This is a genomic window from Pandoraea fibrosis (genome assembly GCF_000807775.2).
In the GTDB taxonomy this organism is placed as follows: Bacteria; Pseudomonadota; Gammaproteobacteria; order Burkholderiales; family Burkholderiaceae; genus Pandoraea; species Pandoraea fibrosis.
Window position 1 is genome coordinate 2,008,836 of record NZ_CP047385.1, and the last position, 22,386, is coordinate 2,031,221.

Annotated in this window: 11 protein-coding genes and 1 riboswitch; of the genes, 6 read left to right on the forward strand and 5 right to left on the reverse strand. The window is 63.9% G+C overall.

All coding sequences use genetic code 11. The features are described from left to right. Positions 1 to 393: 393 nt before the first annotated feature. Positions 394 to 1,032, forward strand: coding sequence for a response regulator (locus PI93_RS09050; RefSeq protein ID WP_039367519.1), 639 nt, complete (start codon positions 394 to 396; stop codon positions 1,030 to 1,032). Between the two features lie 54 nt (positions 1,033 to 1,086). Here PI93_RS09050 and PI93_RS09055 read toward each other — a convergent pair whose 3' ends face one another. Continuing rightward, entirely contained in the window at positions 1,087 to 3,309 is a 2,223-nt protein-coding gene (locus tag PI93_RS09055; RefSeq protein ID WP_039367522.1) for an FUSC family protein, read from the reverse strand. Between the two features lie 255 nt (positions 3,310 to 3,564). Here PI93_RS09055 and recC point away from each other — a divergent pair, with 255 nt between their 5' ends. The 3 genes from recC to recD are packed head-to-tail and all read left to right on the forward strand — an operon-like array spanning position 3,565 to position 13,000. Further along, positions 3,565 to 6,996, forward strand: a complete 3,432-nt coding sequence (gene recC, locus PI93_RS09060; protein ID WP_039367525.1) for an exodeoxyribonuclease V subunit gamma — start codon at positions 3,565 to 3,567, stop codon at positions 6,994 to 6,996. Then, positions 6,993 to 10,835 carry an exodeoxyribonuclease V subunit beta gene (gene recB, locus PI93_RS09065; protein ID WP_080759073.1) on the forward strand — a complete coding sequence of 1,281 codons (3,843 nt, stop codon included), beginning with the start codon at positions 6,993 to 6,995 and terminating at the stop codon, positions 10,833 to 10,835. Before recC ends, recB begins: the two co-directional genes overlap by 4 nt. Then, positions 10,832 to 13,000, forward strand: coding sequence for an exodeoxyribonuclease V subunit alpha (recD, locus tag PI93_RS09070; RefSeq protein WP_039367528.1), 2,169 nt, complete (start codon positions 10,832 to 10,834; stop codon positions 12,998 to 13,000). The genes recB and recD overlap by 4 nt, the downstream gene beginning before the upstream one ends. On the opposite strand, the gene PI93_RS09075 is transcribed toward recD, so the two are convergent. Then, the gene (locus PI93_RS09075) at positions 12,972 to 14,309 is read right to left on the reverse strand and encodes a hemolysin family protein (protein WP_039367530.1); all 1,338 of its coding nucleotides are present in this window, start codon (positions 14,307 to 14,309) and stop codon (positions 12,972 to 12,974) included. The two genes, recD and PI93_RS09075, sit on opposite strands and share 29 nt — an antisense overlap. A 370-nt stretch (positions 14,310 to 14,679) precedes the next feature. Here PI93_RS09075 and PI93_RS09080 point away from each other — a divergent pair, with 370 nt between their 5' ends. After that, the gene (locus tag PI93_RS09080) at positions 14,680 to 15,876 is read left to right on the forward strand and encodes a hypothetical protein (protein WP_039367533.1); all 1,197 of its coding nucleotides are present in this window, start codon (positions 14,680 to 14,682) and stop codon (positions 15,874 to 15,876) included. Between the two features lie 143 nt (positions 15,877 to 16,019). Here the strand turns inward: PI93_RS09080 and thiC are convergent, their stop codons facing one another. Both thiC and pdxR read right to left on the reverse strand, forming a co-directional pair. Next, on the reverse strand, positions 16,020 to 17,936 hold the full coding sequence (thiC, locus tag PI93_RS09085) for a phosphomethylpyrimidine synthase ThiC (RefSeq protein WP_039367536.1): 1,917 nt from the start codon (positions 17,934 to 17,936) through the stop codon (positions 16,020 to 16,022). Between the two features lie 73 nt (positions 17,937 to 18,009). Next, positions 18,010 to 18,108, reverse strand: a riboswitch (TPP riboswitch). 124 nt (positions 18,109 to 18,232) lie between these two features. Beyond that, entirely contained in the window at positions 18,233 to 19,792 is a 1,560-nt protein-coding gene (gene pdxR, locus PI93_RS09090) for a MocR-like pyridoxine biosynthesis transcription factor PdxR (protein ID WP_080759074.1), read from the reverse strand. Between the two features lie 238 nt (positions 19,793 to 20,030). Here pdxR and PI93_RS09095 point away from each other — a divergent pair, with 238 nt between their 5' ends. Further along, entirely contained in the window at positions 20,031 to 20,486 is a 456-nt protein-coding gene (locus PI93_RS09095) for a carboxymuconolactone decarboxylase family protein (protein WP_039367539.1), read from the forward strand. 78 nt (positions 20,487 to 20,564) lie between these two features. Here PI93_RS09095 and PI93_RS09100 read toward each other — a convergent pair whose 3' ends face one another. Then, entirely contained in the window at positions 20,565 to 22,229 is a 1,665-nt protein-coding gene (locus tag PI93_RS09100; protein WP_039367541.1) for a hypothetical protein, read from the reverse strand. Positions 22,230 to 22,386 lie beyond the last annotated feature (157 nt).

The window sequence follows — 22,386 nt, forward strand, 5'->3', positions numbered from 1 at the left end:
GATCACCAAATTCGATCTCGGTGTTTAAGGTAATTCCGAACTTCACATTCGGACTGTCGGAAACCCTCGCCGCGAATCCTCCGAATGCCGGTAACGCGAGTAGCACGAACGGCGCTTTCGCGCGGCTAAGCAATTTCACCTCTGAACGAGTCCCGTCAAGCCGTTTCGCGGCAGTGCCCGCTCTATCAGGCAGCATGCGGGCGTCTCGCGCGTTGACCACGCCGCGTGGCAAGCGTGCCCGTCCGAATCGACTATGTGATGTTTCCCACCCGGTCGGCATGAATCCTTTTTGCCAGAATGAACGCGCTTCGATGCGATGACAGGCACGAAGCACCGTGCGCACCTTGCGGCGGTGACGGTGCTGTCAGATGACGAAAAAGAGAGGGGGGAACGATGACGATCAATGTTGTGGTCGCGGACGACCATCCGATTGTGCGTTATGGAATACGACGTCTGCTCGAAGAGCGGGAAATGATCCATCTGGTCGGCGAAGCGGCCAATTCTTCGGAACTCGTGAACTTGCTGGCAAAGTCGCCTTGCGACATTCTGGTGACGGACTTTTCGATGCCAGGTGGGAATTTCAAGGACGGGCTTTTTCTTATCGGCTATGTGCGCCGGTACTTTCCCAACATCAAGATCATCGTAGTGACGATGCTTGAGAATCTGGCGATTCTTCGCGGCATGCTCAAGCTCGGCGTGCATTCGATTCTCTCGAAGCTCGACGAGCAGAGTTCGATTGCCGACATCGTCTGTGTGGTGGCCGACGGTAGCCGTTACATTCCGGCGGGGCTGGCGACCCGTCTGCACGACTCGGTGGTCGACGACGCCGAGATCGACGCGTCGAAGCTCTCGGGGCGCGAAGTGGAGGTCGTGCGGTTGTTCGTCTCGGGGCTCACGATCAGCGAAATCGCGTTCCAGCTCAGCCGTAGTGTGAAGACGGTCAGTTCGCAGAAGACCAACGCGATGCGCAAGCTCGGGCTGGACCGTGACGTCGATCTCTATCACTACGCCACGCGCACGGGGATTACCTGATATCGCGTGATACCCCTCTCTCGAGAAAGGGCTGCCGGCCGGATGCCTCGCGCGTCACGCCGGCAGTCGAATCCCCCGCATGTCCCGCAAAATCAACTCGCCCGCCCGAAGCATCTGTTTGAGTTGATGCACCACCTGCCTGATTTCCTGAACGTGAGTCTCGGACGCATCGGCTTGCTGCTCCTGCGCGACCACCAGCGCATCCAGACGCCGCGTGTAATCGCGCATCGCCTCGCTCGCCGCCTGGGCATCGGTCGGCACCGACGCGGCGGGCGCGGCGACTGCCTGCGAGAGCAGGTCGCTGATTGCGGAGACCACCTGTGCCAGCTCGCCACTCTTGTCGGCCGCAATCTGCCGCGGCAACACATCGGCCATGCCGGTGATGTATGACGCCATTACATGGTTTTGCACCAGTAGATCGTTGAGTTCGCCCACGCAGACCTGCTTCGATTTCGGCTCCAGCATCATGCGCTTGAACGCTGCGCCGAAATTCCCGAACGCGATGTGCATGTCCTTGCGCGCCATGCGATAGGCGAAGTCGTCTCGTTTGCCTTCACGCCCGGCACTCGACTCGAGATAGGCGCGCGTGGACTGCACCGCCTGCCGGATGAGCGGCCCCATCAGCCGGTATTCCCAGTACGGGAACAGATACGAGCACACCAGCGCCACGGCCGACCCGATGAGCGTGTCGATGGCGCGCTCGCCGATCACGGACAACGACCCGGGCAGCAGGAAGTGGAACAACAGCAGCACATACGACGACATGAACACGACCGACAGGCCGTAATTGAACAACGACAGACTGTTGCCCATGACCATGCAGAAGAACATGAGGGCGAGCAGTATCCAGGGCTTGTGCACGAACGACAGAATGACCAGCACGCTGACGCAACCCAGCAGGGTGCCGGTCAGACGCTGGGCATTTTTCTGCTTGGTCAGACTGAAGCCGGGCTTCAGAATCACGATGATCGTGAGCAATACCCAATAGCTGTGTGCCTGCCCGGCAAGCAGCGACCAGTTCTCGCAGATGATGAGCCCGGCCGTAATGGCGATGGTCACACGCAACGCGTGGCGAAAACTCGGCGAGGAGAAAGTCAGATTCTTCCAGAGTAATTTCGGAGAAAAGCTCTGCCGCGACGTGAAGCGCTGGAGTGCCTGATCGATCTGCATCTCGGTGGCGGTGCCCGCGGTCGCGAGATTCGTGTTGCGGTGCATGCGCTCCACGATCCGGGTGCTGCTCCACACGCGGCGGAAAGTGCTGGTGAGGGCCTGATACGCCTCGGGTGCTCGATCGGGAAGCGCCTGCTTGCGCATCAGCTCGATTTCATACTCGATGGCGCGGAACTCCGCGCGCCAACTGCGCTGGGCGCGTGACGGTTCGTTGGTTGCGATGGCGTATCCGATGGCATCGACTTCGTTCGCGATCTTGCGGATCATGTCGCGGAAGAACAGGAGCACGTCGTTGTTGGCGAACTCACGGCGCAGCATCGGATAGTCGGTGTGGACCGACACCACTACCTCATGCAGATCGACAATGTTGATGAAGAGATTGAACAGCATCGTGCGACGCGGTTCGAGCGTGCCGGTACGCAGGCGTGGCAGATTGCGCAGAATGATTTCGCGCGCCGCCTGTTGCTTTTCCACGACGTTGACCTGCGCGGCGATCAGTCGCCGGTAGCAATCGTCGATATCGGTCGACGTGTCGTAGAACGCCGCCTTCGCCTCGAGATACTGCGCGGTGACAAAGAAGCATTCCGCGAGCGTCTGCTGTTCGATGCGAAACCACCAGACGCGACAGACGATGAGGCTGAAATAGGTGTACCAGAGACCGCCCGCGAGGACCGCCCCCGCATCGAGCACGGCCTGATGACGCGTGAGATCGGCTTCGACGTTGAGCACCATCATCATCAGACAGGCGAAGCTCACCAGCGACGCGCGATAGCCGTAGACCACGAGCATCGACAGGCCGAAAGTCAGAATCAGCGACGTGATCCAGAGCTGCCACGGCTGCGCAGCCGTGGCCATGCCGGTGATCAGGACGGTAAGCGCGCCGAGCAGCGTGCAACTGAGCAGCTCCGTGTGCTTGTGGCGCAGCGGCCCGTTGATATCGACTACGCTCGCGCACAGGGCGCCCGAGGCGACTTCGATGCCGAGCAGGTGCTGGTCCATCCCCCAGAAGAGCACGAGGGCGGGCAACACGACGCCCACTGCTTGACGGGTGCCGCTGAAAAAGTAATGGCTATAGAGAAACTTTTTGATATCGGTCTGATAGTCCATGCGTCGGGTGCGAGTGGTCCGCAGCAAAGCCGGCCGCGCGATGGGGTAGGGCGCGGCGCAGACAGAGTCTAGCCGAAGGCCCGGGCGACGCGAAGAGGGGATACCGCCGGTTACATGCCGCACGCGGACGTGCTTGCCCGACGGTGCAGCGCCGGCGGTACTCATGAAGGGGCAAGTTTTCGGATCTGCCCGATCGGCTTTGCTACGGGGCATTTGTTATGCTTGCGAACAGACTCGCTCAGCCGCCACGCCCGCATGCTCCACCTATTCTTTTCCAACCGGTTCACGACGCTCGAAGCCGCGCTGCTGCGCGATCTTGCCCAGGCGCCCGGCGGTGCCGGTGACGCCGGCAATCCCTTCGAGACGGAAACCATCGTCGTGCCAAGCGTGGCGGTGCGGCGCCGGCTCGAACTGGACTATGCCGATGTCTTCGGCGTGTGCGCCAATGTCCGTCTGACCTATCTCGCCCAATGGCTGTGGGACATGGCGGGCAAATTGCTCACGGTGCCGGAGAGTTCGCCGTTTGCCCCGGATCGCCTGGTCTGGCCGCTGTATCAATGTCTGGCCCAGCCGTGGGGGGAGACGTCACCACGTCTCGCGGGCTATCTGGCCGGGGCGGACGACGTCATGCGCTTCGAACTGGCCGATCGTCTGGCGCACATTTACGACCAGTACCTGACCTACCGGCCGAACTGGCTCGAACGGTGGCAAGCCGGCGAAGTCATCGCCCCGGGCGCTGCGACAGGCTGGGGCGAGGTTCAGCGTGACGACGAGGCGTGGCAGAGCGCGTTGTGGCGGCAGGTGCTGGCGCATCTGGAGATTCGTGAGCGTCACCCGACCTTGCGCGCTATCGACCGGATCGAACAACTGACGCCTGAGACGGTGCCCGCCGGATGGCCATCGCGTGTTTCGGTGTTCGCGTTGTCGTCAATGCCGCCGCTGTCGATGGCGTTGCTCAAGGCGATGTCTCGCCTGATCGATGTCCACCTGTATGTCCTGAATCCATGCGAGAGCTACTGGTTCGACATCGTGCCGCCGTCGCGCCTGTCGTATCTGACGCGTCGCGACGGGGCGGCGCACCGGGAGGTGGGGCATCCCTTGCTGGCCGAATGGGGGCGGCAGACGCAGTCGCATATCGACGCTCTGTATGCCGATCTGGCGCCACAGGCGGTGGAGGATCGGGCGCTGTTTCAGCCCAATCCTGCGCCAACGCTGCTCGCGGCCCTGCAAAACGGCATTCTCACGCTGGACGACGGCCGCTACGGTCTGCCCGAGGGTGTCGGTGCCGACGGTTCGGTGCAGGTGCATGTCTGTCATAGCCTCGCGCGTCAGATCGAAGTGCTGCACGACAGACTGCTCGCCTGCTTTGACGAGATTCCCGATCTGCGTCCCGACGATGTGCTGGTTACCGTGCCGGATCTGGGCAGGGCAGCACCGCTCATCGATGCCGTGTTCGGTACCGCAACGCCCCGCATCCCCTATCTGGTGACGGGGCTGCCGCCCACGCGGACCAATCCCGTGGCCCGCGCGTTTGCCTCGATTCTGGCGTTGCCGCAGCAGCGTGTTGCGGCGTCGAGTCTGGTGGAACTGGCGCGCACGGAGGCCGTCGCGCAGCGCTATGACCTCGGGGGTAACGTACTCGACGCCATTCAGAACTGGTTGCACGCCGCAGGAGCCCGTCGTGGCTGGCGTGGCGATGCGCTGCTACGCCTCGACGGCCCGCGTGCGGGGACGTCGCCGGAAGGCGCCGCGGGCGTCCCATCCGCAGCGCCCGCGCTGGAGCGGCACACCCTGGGTGACGCCATGATGCGGTTGTTCCTCGGTTATGCACTGCCCGACGAGGCGATGCCCGTGGACGACTGGCTTCCTGTCGGGGGGATCGAAGGTGGGCGCGCCGAATTGCTGGGACAGCTCGCCCGACTGGTCGACGACCTCGATGCGACCGCCGTGACCTTGCAGACCGAACGCACCGGGCTCGCGTGGCGCGATCAGTTGCTGGCCATGCTGGAGCAGTTTTTCTCGGACGAACCGCGTTTCGCCGACGACGTTGCGGAAGTGCGCATGGCCATCGAGCAGATCGGTTCGGCCATTGCCGACGGCGCGCCCGAGGTGCGAGTCCCTGTCGAGGTGGTGGCGCGCGTGCTGGCCGGTGCGCTCGACGATCCGACGCGCGGCGGTGTGCCGTCGGGCCGGGTGACGTTCGCGGCGATTCCGAGTTTGCGTCTGCTGCCGTACCGCGTGGTGTGCATGATCGGGATGGACGACGGTGTATTGCCGGGGCGTGTGCGTGCCGACGAATTCGATCTGATGCGTGCACTGCCGCAGCGGGGGGATCGCCAGCGTCGCGACGACGAGCGCAATCTCTTTCTCGATCTCATGTTGAGCGCGCAAGATCGTTTTCTGATGACCTACACGGGGCGAAGCGTGCGCGATAACGCACCGTTGCCGCCCTCGACGGCCGTGGACGAACTGCTCGACTTCACCGGGCAGTTGCTCGCGCCAGTATCGCAAGGGCACAGCCTCGACGAACAGCGCGAGGCACGGGAACGTCTCGTCGTGCAGCATCCGTTGCAGCCATTTTCTCCGGCCTATTTCGACGGGCACGATGCGTCTCTCTTCAGTTATGACGTGTCCAATGGCGAGGCGGCCCAACAGTTGGCGGACCAACTGGCGTCTCCCACCCCAGACACGCCTGCCGCCCCCTTCGTGCGCGAGCCGCTGCCTGCGGTCGTGCAAACCCATCTGACGCTCGACGATCTGCTGCGCTTCTGGCGTCATCCGGGGCGAGGCTGGGCGCGCGACCGGTTGGGGCTGTCGCTTGGCGACATGCTCACAGAGGTGGAGGACGACGAACCTTTTGTGCTCGACTGGGCCGGTCGCGATGCATTGGCGGCGCGCTTGTTGCCACGGCTCCTGCGCGGTGACGGACGGGACAGGCACGCTCAAGTCGACGCCATCGAGCGCATTGCGAATGTGAGCCACGAGTTACCGGGTGGGGCGACCGGCGCCGTCTGGCGGCGAAGGGAGTTGGGCGGCTTGCGGGCGCTGGCAACGCAGGTGCGAGAGGCGCAAGCCGAGGGCACACAGGAGCTTCTGGTCACACTGCCATTGAAACCCGCATTGCCGCCGTCATGGCGCGAGTCGACGGAGGCGATCTGGCACGGTGACGCGACCTTAACGGCGGACTGCCTGTTGCAGGGGCGTCTGGCGCCCGTGTCGCGTTACGGGTTGGTGATGTATCGATACGGCAGCATGCGTCCGAGCGATCTGCTGGCGGCGTGGCTGGCGCATCTCGCCCTTTGTGCGCATCTGCAGCAGCCCGAACATGCGGGGCTGGAGGTGGCGCCCAGAACGCTGTGGTACGGCGAAGACGAGACGTTTGCCTTGCGTCCGGTCGATGACGCGGCAACGCTGCTGGGGCAGTGGGTGGCGTTGTACCGGCTGGGACAGACCCGGCCGCTGCCGTTCTTCGCCCGCAGCGCCTGGAAGCTGGCGAGTACGGGCAAGCCCGGCGAAGCCGAGAGCGCGTGGCATGGTTCGGCCTTCGCGCGTGGCGACGCGGACGACCCTTACACCCGATTGATCTGGCGCGGCGTTGACGACCCGCTCGCGTCGCCGTTCGACCTGCTCGCCAACACGATATTGGGTCCGGTGGTGCAACACCTTGAAATCGTGGAGGGCGCATGACCCGGCTCATCGACCTCGACGTCTTCAGTTGCGATCTCGATGGCGTTTGTCTCATCGAGGCGTCGGCCGGTACCGGCAAGACCTGGAACATCTGCGCACTGTATGTCCGCTTGCTGCTGGAGAAGCAACTGACGGTTGAGCAGATTCTCGTCGTCACCTTTACCAATGCTGCGACTGCCGAGTTGCGCGAGCGCATTCGCGGGCGCCTGGCCGGGCTGGTCGCCGCGATGGCGCCGGTCTTCGAGGCGGATGACGAAACGAGCGGCGAAGCGCAAGACGAAGAAGACGCGTTCCCCGACTTCGATCCCGACGCCAGCGACGACCCGCTGTTCAACGTGATGATCGCGGGGTTGATCGAGCGTGGCGAGATGACGCCGAAGGCCATTCGCGACTGTCTGCAAACGGCGTTGCGTGCATTCGATCAGGCATCGATCCATACGATCCACGGATTCTGCCAACGGGCGCTCGCAGAGGTGCCGTTTGCTGCCGGCTTGCCGTTCGCTTACGAACTGGTACCGGATGACAACGGTGTGCGTCACGATCTTGCGGTCGAATTCTGGCGTCGCGTCGTCGAACCGATGGCGGCGCAGGACGACGGTTTCGCCGCGTGGCTCGTCGATCGCAAGCGTTCGCCGGGCACGCTCACGGACCAGTTGGCGCGTCGTTTGAAGAAACCGATGTCGGCGCTGCGCTGGCCGCCGGCGGTGGAAGCACACGCGCAGACTTCACCCGATTCGGCGTTGCTCTCGACGTATGCGGCGGCGGCCGAATGCTGGGAAGCCGAAGCTTCGGCGATTGCCGATCTGATGCGCGTGGCATTGCCGTCGTACAAGAAGAACATCTATCACGAGACCTCGCTTGCTCAAGCGGTGTCGGCGTGGCAACGGTATCTGGGCGCGAGCGACGCCGGTGCGCTGCTCAGTCCGAAAGCGGAGTTGCTCACGACCACGCGTCTGGCCAAGGACATCAAGAAGGGCGAGACGCCGCCCGACCACCGGTTCTTCGGCATGGCCGACGTTCTCGTGCGCGCGCGTGCCGAGGCCGACGAGCGCTACGCAATGCAGTGGCTGCGGATTCTGCGTGAGTGGCTGGGACAAGCCCCCGATCAACTGGCGCTTCGAAAACGTGAGTTGCGCGTGGTGTCGTTCGACGACCTGCTGGGCAATATCGCGCGTGCCCTGACTCAGCATCCCGATCTGGCCGATGCCTTGCGCACGCGTTATCCCTGTGCACTGATCGACGAGTTTCAGGATACCGACCCGCTGCAATTCGCCATCTTCAACGCTGTGTATGGTGCGCGCGAAGCCGCTGCACCGGATGAGACGCCGGGGCCGATGTTCATGGTCGGCGATCCGAAGCAGGCCATTTACAGTTTCCGGGCGGCGGATCTCCATACCTATCTGGCGGCGCGCGAAAACGCCGACGCGGCGTACACGCTCGCTGTCAATCAACGTTCCACGCCGGCCATCATCGAGGCGGGCAATCGTCTGTTTGGGGCCAACGACCGGGCGTTCGTGCTCGAAGGGCTTGAGTATCCGCCGGTGCGTCCGGGGGCACGGCGGCGTCCGCCATTGTCGGATGTGCGCGAAGTGGCCGACTTTACCGTCTGGTGGTTGCCGGACGACGATGAACCGCTGTCGAAAGACGAGGCACAACAGGCTTGCGCCCGTGCCACGGCTGCCGAGGTGGCGCGCTTGCTGGCCGGCGCATCGCACGGCGAGGTGCGGGTCGGGGAGCGGCCGCTTGCCCCGGCAGATATTGCAGTGATCGTGCAGACGCACCGGCAGGGCGCGTTGATGAAAGCGATGCTCGCGGAACATGCGGTGGGGAGTGTGGAGCTCACGCAAGACTCGGTGTTTGCGAGCGAGGAAGCCGAAACGCTGTTGCGGGTATTACGTGCGGTGGAGTCGCCCGGCGATGTGCGCGCGTTGCGGGCGGCGCTTGCCACCGAATTGTTCGGGCTCGACGCCACGGCCCTGTATCGCATGCAGACCAGCGAGGCTTCCGATGCGGAAGCGATTGCGTGGATCGAGCGGTTACAGCGCTATCGTCAATTGTGGATCGACCGCGGCTTCTCGGCCATGTGGCGCACGCTCATGCGCGAGTTGGGGCTGGCGGCGCGTCTGGTGGCACAGTCGGGCGGCGAGCGGCGTCTGACGAACTTCATGCATCTCGCGGAGCTTGCCCAATCGCGCTGGGCGGAGCAACCGGGCATGCCTGCGTTGCTGCGCTGGCTGGCGTCGCAGCGCAACGCCAGTGGCGGCGAGGAAGCGCAGTTGCGTCTGGAGTCGGACCAGAATCTGGTGCAGATCGTGACCGTGCATAAGTCGAAGGGGCTCGAGTACGGTGTGGTCTTCTGCCCATTCCTGTGGGATGGGGCCGTGCGCGATGGCGGCAGCCTCGAGGGTCTCGAATACCATGACGGTCCCACGGCAGTGATCGATTTCACCGATGCGGCTGCCAAGGGCTCCGCGGCGGCAGCGGCGTTACGCCAGGAGCAGTCGGCGGAGCAGGCACGGTTGCTGTACGTTGCACTCACGCGTGCGGTCTATCGATGCTATCTGGCGGCGGGGATTTACACATCGCGCCGGAGCGTGAAAGAGGCGTGCGGCGGCATGTTGAACTGGCTGGCCGCCGGGCAGGGCATACCGTTCGATGCGTGGACGACGTCGACGGTCGATACCGATGAGCGGGTCGCGACGATTCGCGCGGCATGGAACGCGCTCGTTGGTGGCCCGTTGGCGGTCGTGCCGCTACCGACAGGTGACGCGCTCGATGCCGGAACACGCGTTGCCCACGAGGCCGCCCCTGAAATCACCACGCGAGCCAGTACACGAGCTTTGCGCGAAGTCTGGCGCATTGGCAGCTTTTCGGGGCTGCTGGCGGGGATGCACGCGGGGCCACAATTGGGCGGGGGGCAGTTGAGTGCGCCGGAGCGCACGCGTCCCGACTACGATGCGCAAGCGAATGCCGGTCCGACGTTCGCGTTGCCACCGCAGAGCGACGATACCTGGCCACCGTTCGACGATATTCTTCGTTTCCCACGTGGGCCGGCCGCTGGTGAGAGTCTGCACCGTGTGTTCGAGCTTGCCGATTTCCAATCGCGCGCGCAGTGGCCGCACGCGGTCTCGCGCGCCTTGCGGGAACGTCCGCCGGGGCGAGGAGCCGAGCAGAACGATACCTGGCGAGCCATGATGATGAACATGCTGGCCGACACGCTCGCGACGCCATTGCGTCCCGGCATGCAGTTGGCCGATGTCGCCCTGACGGAGCGGCTCACCGAAATGGAGTTCACGTATCCGGCCGATGCCGTGTCGCTCGATGCGTTGCGTGGCTTGTTACGTCAGTTCGGATACCCGGACTTGCCGCTCGACGCCACGGTGCTGCGTGGCTACCTCAAAGGCTTCATCGATCTGGTATTCCGGCATGGCGGCCAATGGTGGATTCTCGACTGGAAGTCGAATTACCTCGGCACGGCGCCGGAGAACTACGGCGCAGATGGCCTGCGCGAAGCGATGGCCGAGCACGGCTATCACCTGCAATATCTGCTCTACACCCTGGCGTTGCACCGCTATTTGCAACGACGTATGACGAACTACGATTACGAACGAGATATGGGCGGCAGCCTCTATCTCTTTATCCGGGGCGTTCGACCCGACTGGGCGAGTGCGCATCTCGCCGGTGACGATGTTCCGGGCGTGTTTTTCGACAAGCCGTCGCGCGAGATGGTCGACGCGCTCGACCGGCTATTCGCGGCGGGCGAAAATGCGGCACTGGCGCAAGCCCTGTCGCTGGACGCGCCCAGCGGCGACGCGTCGCCCGGCGGGGAGGGCGCATGAGCGATAGTCGCCTGATGAACGAGTCCCCCGGTGCCGCGCCGACTGACAGCGGCGTGACGCGGCTGGCGCAGGGGTTCGCGCGCCGCATGGCGTTGCTTGCCCGCGGGCACGGCGCGGATGACGTGACGTGCCGCTATGTCTGGCGTGCGTCGCTCGCCGTGAGTCTGGCCACGGCCGAAGGTCACGTTTGCGTACCGCTCGAGCATCTGCTCGACACGCAGGCCAGTGGCGAACTGTTTCCCGGCGACGCACCTGCGCTATCCGTTTGGCGCGATGCGCTTTTCGCCAGCGGCTTGTGCGCTCCCGCCAGTCTCGCGATCGCGTTGACGGGCGACGCGCAAGCCGACGCTTTTCCGTTGCTGCTCGACGATCGGGACCGGCTCTATCTGGCCCGCTACTACGGCTATGAAGCGCGTCTCGCGGCCGCACTCGGACGCAAGTTGTCGTTGAGCGCCCAGACGCCGGTGACGTCCGAAGACCGCGCGCGTTTGCGACGCTACTTCGGCGAGGGCGTGCTTGTCTCGCCGGACGGACAGCCCGAACCCAACTGGCAGATGGCCGCCGCAGCGCTCGCGTTGCAACGCTCGCTGGTCGTGCTCAGCGGCGGCCCGGGCACGGGCAAGACCACCACTGTCGTGGGATTGCTCGCGTGTCTGCTCGAGCGCGATGCCAATCTTCGGGTGGCGCTCGCTGCGCCCACCGGTAAGGCGGCGCAGCGCATGCAAGAGGCGTTGACGGCGCGGCAGGACCTCCCGGAAACGGTACGGCAGGCGTTGCCCGACGCGGCGGTGACGCTACACCGGCTGCTTGGCGTTTTGCCCGAGTCGGCGGAGCAGGTTGGCCGCCGCTTTCGTCACCATGCGGGGAACCCGCTGCCCTACGATCTGATCGTCGTGGACGAAGCATCGATGATCGATTTGTCGATGGCCACACAGTTACTCGAAGCCGTGCCCGAAGGCGCACGTCTGATCCTGTTGGGCGACAAGGACCAACTGGCTGCGGTGGAAGCGGGTGCCGTGTTCGGGGAGTTGAGTGCGCAACGCGTATTTTCACCGGACATGCGCTTGCGCTTGTTGTCCGCCCTTGGCTGGCCTGCGGACACTCCGCCTCAGTCGGGGCCGCTGGCTGTCAATGTCAACCGCAACTCAGGGGATACGCAAGGGAATGTGAAAGGAAGCGCGCGAGTGTCGCAAGGGCTGGAAGACGCCGTGGTGTGGCTTGAGCGGACCTATCGCTTTGGAGCGCATTCGGCGATTGGCCGACTTGCCACTGCCATCAAGGCAGGCAAGGTCATCGAGGCCCGCAAGGAATTCACGATTCCCGATCCCCTCGATAACGCGCACGATGTGCACGCTTCTTTCGTCGGTTCAACGGCGAAACGCGGGCGGGAAGCGGGCCATGAGACAGTCGGTGCAGACCGAGTGATGCTCAGCGAAGATGGCGGCATACAGTTGTCGCCGGTCAATCTGAATGCGCTGGCCGACGGCTACTCGGCGTACCTCGACGCGCTGGCCGAAGCGATGACGACGATTGGGCAGCTCGGCGACCCGGCGGCGGCCACCACGGCCGACATTGCCATGGTCGCGCAACCGGTATTCGCGGCGTTCGGTCAATTCCGCGTGTTGTGCGCAACGCGGGGCGGTCGGCGCGGCGTCGAGTTTCTCGGCGCGCAACTCACGGCAGTGCTGGCGCGTCGCGCCGGAGTTGCGCTTGGCGCGGGCGGCGGTGCGTGGTTTGCCGGGCGTCCGGTGTTGGTCACACAGAATGAGTACGCGCTGAATCTGTTCAACGGCGATATCGGTATCGCGTTGCCCCTCGGTCCGTCCGGCACGCTGCGCGTGGCATTTGCGACGCCGGATGGCGGATATCGCCTCTATTCGCCGGCGAGCCTGCCGGCGCATGAAACCGCGTTCGCCATGACCATTCACAAATCTCAGGGATCGGAGTTCGACCGCGTGGCGATGGTGCTGCCGGAGCAGTCGAGCCGTGTGTTGTCGCGCGAGCTGATCTACACGGGGGTGACGCGGGCGCGTCGTCAGGCATGGCTGTACGCGCCGTGGCAAGTGATTGCGTCGGCCATCGCGCGCCCGACGCAGCGCGATGGCGGGTTGACCGACCGATTGCGGGAGGTGCTGGCTACGACTCGGGATTCGACGCTGCGCTAGCCGCCTCGGCCAGCGAGCCAATGCGCGTGACGAGTAACTGGTCGATCTTGTAGTTATCGATGTCGACCACTTCGAATTTGTAGCCTGCGGCCTCGGTCGCTTCCGATTTTTTCGGAATGCGCTTGAGCTGATAAATCATGAATCCCGCGATGGTTTCAAACTCGCCTTCGCCGGGAAGTTCGTCGATATCGAGCGCCTTTTTGACGTCTTCGACCGACGTCACACCGTCGACGAGCCACGAATGATCGTCGCGCTGCACGATCTGATCTTCGTCGGCGGGGTGAATGACGTCGCCCATCAGTGCGCCTACGATGTCGTTGAGCGTTACCACGCCAACGACCAGGCCGTACTCGTTGATGATGACGGCAAAGCCTTCGCGAGTTTCCTTGAAGCGGGCCAGCGCTTCGGACAAATTCAGCGTGTCGGGGATGACCAGCAGCTTCTTGGCGTAGAGACGGTCCAGATTGCGAATCACGCTCGACAGATCTTCGCTGGCAATGCGTTGGAGCAGATCCTTCGAGTCGACATAGCCGAGTACGTTGTCGATCTCGTCGCGGCACACGAGATATTTCGAGTGCGGGCTTTCAATCATCTTCTGGCGAATGCTGCGCTCCTCTTCGGCGATGGTGAAGTACACGACGTCGTCGCGAAACGTCATGACCGAGCCGACCGTGCGCGACTCCAGCTCGAACACGTTTTCGATCAGATGGAGTTCCTGCTTGCGGACCACACCCGCCTGTGCCCCTGCGCCGACCATCGCCGCGATGTCTTCCGACGTAATGTTCTCGATGGCATGCGTGGGCAGCTTGAATACGCGCAGGAACATGTTTGCCACGCCGTTGAACAGGTAGACGAGCGGGCGCAGGATCTTCAGGCACAACAGCATCGGATCGATGATCGCTGTGGCAACGCGCTCGGGATTGACCATCGCGAGACGCTTGGGGATCAGATCGGCGAACTGAATGAAGGCAATCGTGATGAACAGGAACGAGCCGATGCCGGAGAGCCGCAGGGCGAGCGCCTGATCGGTAAAGGTCGAGAGCCAGCCGAACAGATAGCTGGTCAGGAAGCTCTCGCCGAGCACCCCGCCAAGCACGGCGACCGCGTTGACGCCGATCTGGACGACGGTGAAGAAATTGCCGGGCTGCTCCTTGAGCGCGAGCACCTTGACGGCCTGCAGATCGCCCTTTTCCATGAGCACCTGCAACTTGGTGCGTTTGGCGGCTGTGAGTGAGATTTCGGCGGCGGAGAAGAACGCGCTCACCAGAACCAGCAACAAGATACTAAAAAGAAAACCGTAACCACTCATATTGTTATCCCTGTAAGTGCGAGAGCGGGTACATTGCCGCGACGCAGGCCGGACCCGTTCGCACGGGGAGAATCCGGTAGCAGGGAAACATTTCAAAACAAGGCCGGTGGGCCGTCATTTTGAGATGCCTTCGGGCTGGAGCGCGGGAAACGCGTCCCCGTACGGTGTCGATGGCGAGCGAACTGTGCCGTGAGCACCGTCTGGCGGGGGCCGCGTTGGCCGCGTCGGCTGTACCGCTGCCCGATAGCATGCCATAAGTTCAGGGCAGGCTGGCAGCGGTGCCCGCTGAACCCACCGCGAAGTCTGCGCCGCTGTCTACCTCCGGGCGGTGCCGCGCCCGAGCCACGAGACCCCGTGTACAGAATCGACAATGGGCGTTCGCCCCTTCGTGCATCGTGAAAGCCGCTTCGACGCAGTGTCGACGCCGTGGCGACGGGCCACGATTCTCTTTCCTGAGGAAGGTACGACGATGAACGGCATACAGGCATCTCACTATTCGCCCGGCATGGGCACCATGGCGGCAACGGTACCGATCGCACTCGATCATGCGGTAGGTCAGGCCAATGCCGACAATCTCCCATTGGTGGGCCTTGCGAACATCCGCGCCAGCGCTGTCGCGCATCCCTGGTCGGTCAGCGATTCGCATGCCGCGCCGGTGCCGCAACGCATGGGCAAGGCATTCGGCAGTGATTTCCTGGGCGTGTCCGTGGACGACACCTCGCCGGGCGCTTCCTTCGACGCATTCCTGTCGGTGCCGGCCGACGTGGACAGCGTCGATGTGTTGCCTACGCCGCTGGCCGTTCCGACGAGTGGTGTCCCGCGTGGGGCCGCGCCTGTGCTGAGTGCATCGGCCATGGAGACCCTCTATCTCTGCGCCAGTGCGCAGAGCCTCAACCCACGCATCACGTCGCTGGACAGTCGAAATCATCCGGTCTGTATGCCCGAGGATCGCAGCGAGCGCGCGCAGATTTGTCGGGATATCGTGCGTGGTTCGTTACTCGGCACTGGCGGGCGCAATGGCACGGTGGCGTTCGAAACCAGCCGTGACGATGTGACGGCGATCGTTGCGGATACCGCTCGACGTTGGACGGGCCATCCGGCGCTGGCGGGCAAGAAGGAGTGGTCGAGAGCCTGCGACGAACTGGAGTCGCCCGGAAAATTCATCGAGAAGGTGTGCGATCGGTTGCAGCAGGGCTCGCGCGTGCTGCCAACGCGGGCGAGTACCGAATGGATGCTTCGCGTGGGATGTGCCAATGGCATGCCGATGCATCAGGCGATGGTGCGATCCGATCTGCCATCCTCGGTCGGACTGGGCACGGACGAGTGGGTCAAGCTCACGCTCGGGATCGAGCAACTCGGTGAGCGTCACTGGGAGATGCGCCACGCGCAGGTGCTCGACGCCGCAGCGCTGCCGGCATCCAACACGCGGTCCTTCACGGCACTGGCGACGTTGATGTCCTCGAAGCCGCCGCACATCGCAACGCAGCGGCTGCGCAACCAGCTCACCATGCGTGGCCTGCCGACGGCGCCGGCTGACGCCACCACCGACGCGTCGGCGCAACGCTAAACGCATCCGATCCGGCGAACGAGGAATCGCCGGCCGTCATCCATGAAAAAACGCGCCCGGTATGACCCGGGCGCGTTGGCATTTCACTGGCGCGAACGGCCTGCGCGCGGCGCGAACGACACGCCGCACGCTGTGGTGTCGCGTCAGGTACGGCGATAGATTTCGGCGCCGCTCTTGACGAACTCGACCGCCTTGACTTCCATGCCTTGCTTGAGTGCCGCTTCGTCGCTAAGGCCTTGCTTGGCGGCATAGTCGCGCACGTCCTGCGTGATCTTCATCGAGCAGAAGTGCGGGCCACACATCGAGCAGAAGTGTGCCACCTTGGCGGAGTCCTTCGGCAACGTTTCATCGTGGAATTCGCGTGCCTTGTCCGGATCGAGACCCAGATTGAACTGGTCTTCCCAACGGAATTCGAAGCGTGCTTTCGACAGCGCGTTGTCGCGAATCTGCGAGCCCGGATGGCCCTTGGCCAGATCGGCGGCGTGCGCGGCGAGCTTGTACGTGATGATGCCTTCCTTCACGTCGTCCTTGTTCGGCAAGCCAAGGTGTTCCTTCGGCGTGACATAGCACAGCATGGCCGTGCCGTACCAGCCGATGGTCGCCGCACCGATGCCCGACGTGATGTGGTCGTAGCCGGGGGCGATGTCCGTCGTCAACGGTCCGAGCGTGTAGAACGGGGCTTCGTCGCAGTACTCCAGCTGGAGATCCATGTTCTCCTTGATGAGCTGCATCGGCACGTGGCCCGGGCCTTCGATCATGACCTGCACGTCGTGCTTCCAGGCGATCTGGGTGAGTTCGCCCAGCGTCTTCAGCTCGGAGAGTTGGGCTTCGTCGTTGGCGTCGTAGATCGAGCCGGGACGCAGGCCGTCGCCGAGCGAGAATGCGACGTCATATGCCTTCATGATTTCGCAGATCTCTTCGAAGTGCGTGTACAGGAAGCTTTCCTTGTGATGGGCGAGGCACCACTTGGCCATGATCGAGCCGCCTCGGCTCACGATACCGGTCATGCGGTTTGCGGTCATCGGCACATACGCGAGGCGCACACCGGCGTGAATCGTGAAGTAATCCACGCCTTGCTCGGCCTGTTCGATGAGCGTGTCGCGGAACATTTCCCACGTCAGTTCTTCGGCCTTGCCGTTCACTTTCTCGAGCGCTTGATAGATCGGCACCGTGCCGATGGGCACCGGGCTGTTGCGCAGAATCCACTCACGCGTCTCGTGGATGTGCTTGCCGGTCGACAGATCCATCACCGTGTCGCCACCCCAGCGGATCGCCCACGTCATCTTGTCGACTTCTTCGCCGATCGACGACGTCACGGCCGAGTTGCCGATGTTCGCGTTGATCTTCACGAGGAAGTTGCGGCCGATGATCATCGGCTCGGATTCCGGGTGATTGATGTTGTTCGGGATGATGGCGCGGCCGCGCGCGATTTCGCTACGCACGAATTCCGGCGTGATCTCGGCGGGAAGGCTGGCGCCGAAGTGCTGACCCGGGTGCTGACGCGAGAGCAGCTTCGCGAGACGCTCGCCCTGCGGACCGGCGTTGCGCACGCTTTCGATGTATTCCTGACGGCGCAGGTTTTCGCGAATGGCGATGTACTCCATTTCGGGCGTGATGATGCCCTGACGCGCGTAGTGCATCTGCGTGACGTTCTTGCCGGCCTTGGCGCGGCGCGGCGTGCGATGCAGGCCCGGGAAGCGCAGGTCGGCGGTGGCGGTGTCGGCGGCACGCTCACGGCCAAACGTCGAGGTCAGGCCCGGCAGCGCTTCGGTGTCGCCACGCTCTTCGATCCAGGCGGCGCGCAGTGCGGGCAGACCGGAGCGGATATCGATGCGGGCGTCGGGATCCGTGTACGGACCGGACGTGTCGTAGACGTAGATCGGCGGGTTCTTCTCGCCGCCAAAGCTCGTTGGCGTGTCGGATTGCGAGATTTCACGCATCGGAACACGCAGGTCGGGGCGCGAGCCGGTGACGTAGATCTTTCGGGAATTCGGCAGCGGTGCGATCGCGGCTTCGTCCACGCGCGCGTTGGCTGAGAGGAACTTCGGATTGGCGTTCATGCAATGTCTCCTGGCGGGGCACGTGTTGACGCCGACAAATTCGGCGCAAAGCGGCTCAGGAGCATGAACGGGGGCGAGGAACTTCTACGCTCCCTGCGCTGGCATTATCCAGATCAGGTTCTAAGGGTATTTCTCACCCACAACTCACGTTGCAGGACCCCTGCGCTAGCTTTGCGGCAACGATACACCGACATGCCCGGCAAACACAAGCACGACGTGTCCCGAAAAACGTGAACGGATGATGGTGCAATGCGGCATGCAGAGTGCCGATACCCACTTCGCTGGCGGGGCTGGCGTCACTTGGCGGCGTGGACTTTGTCATCGTCGTCGAAGGCGCGAGCGAGCCGCTGGGCAACGTCATCGGCCAACGTTTCGGGCACGTTGGTAAAGCTCATCACGAGTGCCGGTGGCAATGGGCGGGTGACGCTGAAGAAGGACAGCGCCCCCGGCGCAATGCCATGTCCGAACGCCGTGCGGCACAACGCGCGATCGTTGCGATGTGTCTCCAGCCAGCCGAGCAAATGCATGCCGCCGGCTTGTTGTGCGAGTTCGATGCGTCCCGGCAGGTGTTGACGCAGCGCCTGCGCGAGCGCCGCGCGGCGCTCGCCATAGAGCTGGCGCATGCGTTTGATGTGGCGGCTGAAGTGTCCCTGGGTAATGAAATCGGTGACAGTCGCCTGTTCGATCCATCCCTGAGTAGGGGAGGCCAGCGACGCGTTGGCGACGAACGCATCGCACAGCGAGGGCGGCACCACCAGATAGCCGAGGCGCAAACCGGGAAACAGCACCTTGCTGAACGATCCGGCGTAGAGCACACGCTCCCCGCCATCCAGACTCTTGAGCGCGGGCAACGGCGCGCCGGTGTAGCGGAATTCGCTGTCGTAGTCGTCTTCGACGATCCAGGCGCCATGCGCCTGCGCCCACGCCAGCAGGGCCAGACGGCGCTCAAGCGGCAGCGTGACGGATAGCGGCGACTGGTGCGACGGGGTGACGACCGCGAGCCGTGCGTCGGGAGCGGTCCGCTCGCCGGCCGCGACGTCGAGTCCCTCCTGATCGACAGGCACCGCCACTAACGTGGCGCCGGTCATCCGAAGTCCCGCCTGTGCGCGGAAATAGCCCGGATCCTCGCACCATATGGCATCGCCCGGGCGCAGCAGCACACGGGCGATCAAGGCTAGCGCGCCCTGATAACCCGCCGTGACGATGATCTGGCCGGGTTCGCAGTGAATGCCGCGTGCAATCGCGAGATAACCGGCAATGGCTTCGCGCAGCGGCGCCCAGCCAATGGCGCTCTGATAATGCAGTCCCTCGGGGGAAAGATGCCGCGCGTGACGTGCCGCGAGGCGTGCCCACAGCTTGCGCGGGAATTCATCGAGGGCGGGCATGCCGTTTTGCAAGGGAAACGGCATGCCGAAAGCATTCAACGGGATGCTGTTGGGGTTTTCGGGCACATCGCGCACGGACGTCGGTGGGCGATTGAACGTATCAGACGTTTCGCTTGGCGAGGCGCGGCTCGATCGGGTGGTGTCGACACGCGGGGGCATCGCTTTCGCGGCGGCCTCGAGCCGTGTGCCCTCCAACTGAGGGTTGACGCGACTCCCGGCGGCACCACGCCCGATCACGAAGCCTTCCGCGACGAGCCGTTCGTAAGCCGCTTCGACCGTGCCGCGCGCCACGCCGAGTTCGCTCGCGAGCGCGCGCGTCGATGGCAATCGGCTCGACGGCGCGAGCTTGCCCGAGAGAATGCCCTCGCGAATGCGCTCGTACAACGCCCGGTAGGTCGGCATGCCCGTAGTTTGCATGGCGTCGGCCAGATGCAGAGCGGCGAGTGCGGGACGGCTGGATGTTTCGGACATGGCGTGATGTCTCGCGTGACTTGATGGGGAAGTCATCCGGCACCGCCCTCCCTGGTGGCCGGCTCGACTGACTTTGGCCTAGCGATTCTATTCGGTTTTGGCTCTTCTGAATGGGACAAGGGGTGCGTATCGTTCAGAAGGTGTCTGGGGTGTGGATGCATCGTCTGCCATGGGATGTGTGATGGCGGCATACCCCGGCTATCTCGGCATTTTTCTGACCTGAAGGGAGATTCGACTCATGCAACGCCTGAACTTCATCAAAGCTTCCTCGCGCCCCTACGAACATCTCGGCACGCTGAGCCGTTACTTCCACGACTGCGGCTTGCCGGACGGGCTGGTGGAACTGGTCTGGCTGCGTGCGTCGCAACTCAACGGCTGCGCGTTCTGCATCGACATGCATGTGACCGACGGGCTGAAAGTGGGGATCGATTCGCGTCGTTTGCATCTGCTCGCCGCCTGGCGCGAGACTGAGCTGTATTCGCCGGCCGAGCGTGCAGCGCTGGCCTGGACGGAGGCGGTCACCAACGTACAGGATGGCCATGTGCCCGACGCCGTTTTCGACGCGCTGCGGGCGCACTACGACGACAAGCAGATCACCGATCTGACGTTTGCGATCGCAACGATCAACGCGTGGAACCGGGTGGCGATCTCGTTCCGCTCGTCGCTGCCGAAAACACCGCAAGGCGTGCGCTAACCGTGCGCTAGCCATCCGCGAATGCCCGTCATCCGCTACGGCCCGATCGAACGCGAAGCCCACCGGCTGAGGCCGATTTCACTGCGCCAGACGGACTTCGCGTTGAAACTCTCGCGGCATCAGCCGCAGCGCGTCGCGGAAGAACCGCCGGTCGGGCGGCGGCAGCATCGGCAACACGCGGCCCAGCGACTGGGCGGCGTGTAACGCCTGCGGCGAATCGCCATCCTGATGCAGCGCAAACCACAACATTTCGAACCATAGGTTGGCGAGTTGCAATGGCTCGAAGCGAACGCGTCCCTCTTCATGATCGGCCAGCGTCGTGGCCACCACTTCCGTCCATTGCGTGAAGCCCTTGGCGCGCGAGAAGGGGGCGCCGAACGGCTGTACCGCATCGAGAAAGGCGTCGACAGCGAGCGGCGTACTCGCACGCAACGTCGCCAGATCGGGGTCGCGCCGCACCGGCACGCCGCCTCGCGCGATGCGTAGCAGGAAGACCGTATTCCAGACCGAGTTGCCGCCAACACCGAACCGGTCGCAGATCCACTCCGACAGACCGATCCAGCGCAGTGCCTGACGTTGCACGTCGGCTGCGGCAAGACGTCGGCCGACGTCGATGAGCGCCCCCTGCCAGAACAACCACAGCGACAGCCCGATGTTGGCCGCCACGTGTTGTGCCAGCTCGATGGAGTCGGCTTCGAACGCCGCCTGCAAGGCATCGGAGAAGGCCGTCAGGGCATTGGCCGCCGATTGCGCGCGCGCAGGCATCGGGCCGGGGCGCGCCGCGTGCGACTTATAGAGCAATGCCTGCAAGTTCCGGCTTTCGAAGCGGATGCGCGGGTTGTAGACGAGGCAGGGGGCGAGCGATGCGTCGTCGCCGATGCGTTGCAGGTGGGCAAACGCACCCGCCTCGTCGCGCAAGGCATACGCCTGCCATGCCTGCACGATCCAATGCATGGCCCGTAGCGTGGGCGAGCCGGGCGGATTCGCACCGAAGGTCGCAGCGAGCGTTGCGAGCGTTTGTTTCGTGCGTGCGGCATCGCCCATGCGGCGCCACACGATCGTCTCGGCAAGCAGCGCAATGCCGCGTTGCACGTCGTCGACGGCACAAACTTGTGCCGCATGGAACGACGGGATCGCGCCGGTGCGCTGACGTCGCCCTTCGCCTGGCGTGGGGGCTTGCGGCGGCGCGAAGAACACACCGTCCTGCATATCGCGTTTGCCGAGCGTGAGGTGATGCCAAAACGCAATGTCCTGCATCACGTAGTCGAGCGCGGGCGATTGGGTATCCCCGGCGGAGTCTTGCGGCAGTCCCAGAAATGCGGCGATGGCGCGACGCGGATCGTCGGGCGTCGTGTCGCCGATCGTCACCACGATGCGCGACATCTCCTGCCGGGCGAGCCAGAACGGCCCCTTGCCCCGGCCGCGCGTCGGCAGCAGCCGCACATCGGCGTGTTTGTCGTCGCCCCAACCGACGGCAATGCCCCAGCGGGCGAAGTCGGAAAACGCGCGACTGATCAGCATGCGCAAATCGCCTGCGACGCCCGATTGCCCGAAACGGATTTTCAGCGACGCCAGCGAGACGGGCGAAGCCTCGTAGTGGGCTGCGTAATAGACCCGCATCAGGAGCCACAGGCTCTGATATCGCACCGGTTGCGCATCGATTTTCTGCGGGGCGTCGAGCCGCACGACGAGCACAGGCGCATCGGAGGCGGGCGTGAGGTTTGGAGCAGGTGTGTCGGGCATGGCGTCGAGGGGTATCGAGTCGCACCGGGCGGCGGACGGAGTCCACCGCATTGATGAAAGCGTCTGACGGGGCGCACCGATGATACGGCGGTTACGTCGGTTACGGTAGCTTTGCTTTGCGCCTGCCGGAACGCGCACTATCCTGCAAGCGCTTCCG

Bases quoted from the DNA above. Each gene is read 5' to 3' on its own strand.
- PI93_RS09095 (WP_039367539.1), top strand. From the start codon at position 20,031: ATGCAACGCCTGAACTTCATCAAAGCTTCCTCGCGCCCCTACGAACAT.
- recD (WP_039367528.1), top strand. From the start codon at position 10,832: ATGAGCGATAGTCGCCTGATGAACGAGTCCCCCGGTGCCGCGCCGACT.
- pdxR (WP_080759074.1), bottom strand. From the start codon at position 19,792: ATGTCCGAAACATCCAGCCGTCCCGCACTCGCCGCTCTGCATCTGGCC.
- PI93_RS09100 (WP_039367541.1), bottom strand. From the start codon at position 22,229: ATGCCCGACACACCTGCTCCAAACCTCACGCCCGCCTCCGATGCGCCT.
- PI93_RS09075 (WP_039367530.1), bottom strand. From the start codon at position 14,309: ATGAGTGGTTACGGTTTTCTTTTTAGTATCTTGTTGCTGGTTCTGGTG.
- PI93_RS09050 (WP_039367519.1), top strand. From the start codon at position 394: ATGACGATCAATGTTGTGGTCGCGGACGACCATCCGATTGTGCGTTAT.
- PI93_RS09055 (WP_039367522.1), bottom strand. From the start codon at position 3,309: ATGGACTATCAGACCGATATCAAAAAGTTTCTCTATAGCCATTACTTT.
- recB (WP_080759073.1), top strand. From the start codon at position 6,993: ATGACCCGGCTCATCGACCTCGACGTCTTCAGTTGCGATCTCGATGGC.
- PI93_RS09080 (WP_039367533.1), top strand. From the start codon at position 14,680: ATGGGCGTTCGCCCCTTCGTGCATCGTGAAAGCCGCTTCGACGCAGTG.
- recC (WP_039367525.1), top strand. From the start codon at position 3,565: ATGCTCCACCTATTCTTTTCCAACCGGTTCACGACGCTCGAAGCCGCG.
- thiC (WP_039367536.1), bottom strand. From the start codon at position 17,936: ATGAACGCCAATCCGAAGTTCCTCTCAGCCAACGCGCGCGTGGACGAA.